The organism is Luteococcus sp. (genome assembly GCF_043424415.1).
GTDB lineage: Bacteria > Actinomycetota > Actinomycetes > Propionibacteriales > Propionibacteriaceae > Luteococcus.
Genome location: NZ_JBHWOO010000171.1, coordinates 1 through 2,535 on the forward strand (window position 1 = coordinate 1; position 2,535 = coordinate 2,535).

Below are 2,535 nucleotides of genomic sequence, written 5' to 3' on the forward strand. Positions count from 1 at the left end.
CTCACCACGGTCATCTCCAGCACGGTGGACCGCTGGGACGCGGACGAGGCCGCCAGTCGCATCGAGCTGTTCGTGGGCCGCGACCTGCAGTTCATCAGGATCAACGGCACCATCGTCGGTGCGCTGGCGGGCCTCGCGATCCACGCGGTCAGCCAACTGGTCTGAGGCCTCAGCCGGGCAGCAGCCAGTCGTTGGGGCTGAACAGCTCGAAGTGGATCGACTCCTCGTCGACGCCCCGCTCGGCCAGCTGGCCGCGGACCGCCTGCAGGAAGGAGTTGGAGCCACACAGGTAGTAGCTGGCGCCCTCGGGCAGGTCCTGGTCTGCCAGGTCCATGTGGCCGGCCAGGGCGGGCTCGGTGGCGTGATGGGAGAACCACAGCTGCATCGAGCCGTTGGGCATCTCCTCGACGGCTGCGCGCAGTTCGTCGACCAGCGGCGCGTCCTCGGCGTCGGTGTCGGCGTGCAGCACCCGCACGGTGCGCTGGCTGCCGCTCTGGGACAGGTAGTTGGCCATGCCGAGCATCGGGGTGGCGCCGATGCCGGCGCTGATGAGCACCACCGGGTTGTCGGCGGTGGTGTCGAGGACCAGGTCGCCGGCGGGCAGGCTGAGCTCCAGCTCGTCGCCGGCCTTCAGCCCATCGATGATCGAGGCCGAGACCTCGCCGACCGGGCTGCCCGCCTCATCGATCTTCTTGACCGTGATCTGCCAGGCATGGGAGCCGGGGGCATTGCACAGACTGTACTGGCGCAGCTGCCCGGCGCCGTCGGCCATGGTGCGACGCACCGAGGTGTACTGGCCAGGCTTGAACGCCGGCAACGGCTTCTCGCCGTCGCGGGCGACGATGGTGAAGGTGGCGATCCTGTCATTGCGGTCGATACGCTCGCTGACCCTGGCGGTGAAGAAGACATCTCCGGGCTCGACGCCGAGCTCGTGGTACTGCGTGCTCTCGAAGGCGACCAAGGTCTTGGCCATGCTCCAGTAGACGGCGTCCCAGGCCTCGGCGACCGGGGCGGTGACGACATCGGCACCGAGCACCTCGACGATGGCAGCCATCAGGTGGTCGTGGACGATCTGGTACTGGTCCTCGGTGATTCCCAGGCTGACGTGCTTGTGGCCGATGCGGCTGAGCAGGGCGTCCGGCGAGGGGGCCCGGTCGTCCACCAGCAGGGTGGCGTAGGTGGCGACTGATGCGGCCAGGGCTCGCTGCTGGGCGCCCTGGGCCTGGTTGCCGCGGTTGAAGGTGTCGCGCAGCAGTTCTGGCTCGGCGGCGAACATGCGGCGGTAGAAATTGGGCGCGATCTCGTCGATCTTCGAACCGACCAGCGGCAGCGTCTGGCGCACCGTCTTGGCGTGTTCGGCGGAGATCTCATGGGTGGTGAACTCGCTCATCTGTCGCTCCTCGGGTTGACTGGTCTCGAGATTATCATTGACACGGAAACTGCCATGTTTTTCGGCGGTGGCGTGCCCGGATGACGGGCAGGTGACGACTCAGCAAATTCTTGGCCCAAGGTCCGCCAGCCGCTGCGGCAGCAGCCAGCCCTGCCTAGGATCGATCCAGGCGCGCCTGCGCCCGGATGCCATCGGGAAGAGGACATGCCGAACACCAGCCACTACCGCCAGTACATCGACCGTCTTCGGGCAGAGGGCTACACGGTGCTGCCCGACATTGCCGGGAGCGATCCCGACCTCATCGATCCCGGGGGCTCGGCCGTCGAGACCTGGCGCGAGGACTATCCCTACGAGGAGCGGATGGGCCGCGACGAGTACGAGGAGGAGAAGTACGCGTTGCAGGTGGAACTGCTCAAGTTCCAGTACTGGACCCAGGACAATGACCTCAAGCACATCGTGCTCTTCGAGGGCCGCGACGCCGCAGGCAAGGGTGGCACGATCAAGCGCTTCGAGGAGCACCTCAACCCGCGGTACCTGCACACCGTGGCGCTGACCAAGCCGAGCAACCGCGAGCTTCACCAGTGGTACTTCCAGCGCTACATCAACCACTTCCCCACCGCCGGTGAGATCGTGTTGTTCGACCGCTCCTGGTACAACCGGGCCGGCGTCGAGCGGGTGATGGGCTTCTGCGAGGAGGAGGAGTACCAGCAGTTCCTGGTGCAGGCTCCCCTGCTGGAGAAGATGATCACCAATGCCGGCATCTCGCTGACCAAGTTCTGGTTCTCGGTGACCCAGCACGAACAGCGCACCCGCTTCGCGATCCGCCAGCTCGACCCGGTGCGCCAGTGGAAGCTCTCCCCAATGGACATCGAGAGCCTCGACAAGTGGGATGACTACGGGGCTGCCAAGGACGCCATGTTCGCAGCGACCGACACCGACTACGCCCCCTGGTGGAGCATCAAGAGCAATGACAAGAAGCGCGCCCGCATCAATGCGATGCGCTTCTTCCTCAACCAGTTCGACTATGACGGCAAGGACACCTCGGTGGTGCACGAGCCCGACCCGCTGATCGTCACCCGAGGACGCGAGACGATTGGCTGAACCTGACCTCGCGCTGGCTCGCACTGACGGGCCGGCCATGAGCA

General features: G+C 66.0%; 3 protein-coding genes. 2 read left to right on the forward strand and 1 reads right to left on the reverse strand.

Annotation, left to right across the window (positions count from 1 at the left end; genetic code table 11):
* Window positions 1-165, forward strand: a 165-nt coding sequence (locus tag ACHFFZ_RS10225) for a DUF445 family protein (protein WP_394276524.1), incomplete at its 5' end; no start/stop codon positions are given.
* A 4-nt stretch (window positions 166-169) separates the two neighbouring features.
* On the opposite strand, the gene ACHFFZ_RS10230 is transcribed toward ACHFFZ_RS10225, so the two are convergent.
* Window positions 170-1,390 carry a globin domain-containing protein gene (locus ACHFFZ_RS10230; protein ID WP_394276522.1) on the reverse strand — a complete coding sequence of 407 codons (1,221 nt, stop codon included), beginning with the start codon at window positions 1,388-1,390 and terminating at the stop codon, window positions 170-172.
* A gap of 204 nt (window positions 1,391-1,594) precedes the next feature.
* Here ACHFFZ_RS10230 and ppk2 point away from each other — a divergent pair, with 204 nt between their 5' ends.
* Window positions 1,595-2,491 (forward strand): polyphosphate kinase 2, encoded by an 897-nt coding sequence (gene ppk2 / locus ACHFFZ_RS10235; protein WP_394276523.1) that lies wholly within the window; start codon window positions 1,595-1,597, stop codon window positions 2,489-2,491.
* Window positions 2,492-2,535: the final 44 nt, after the last annotated feature.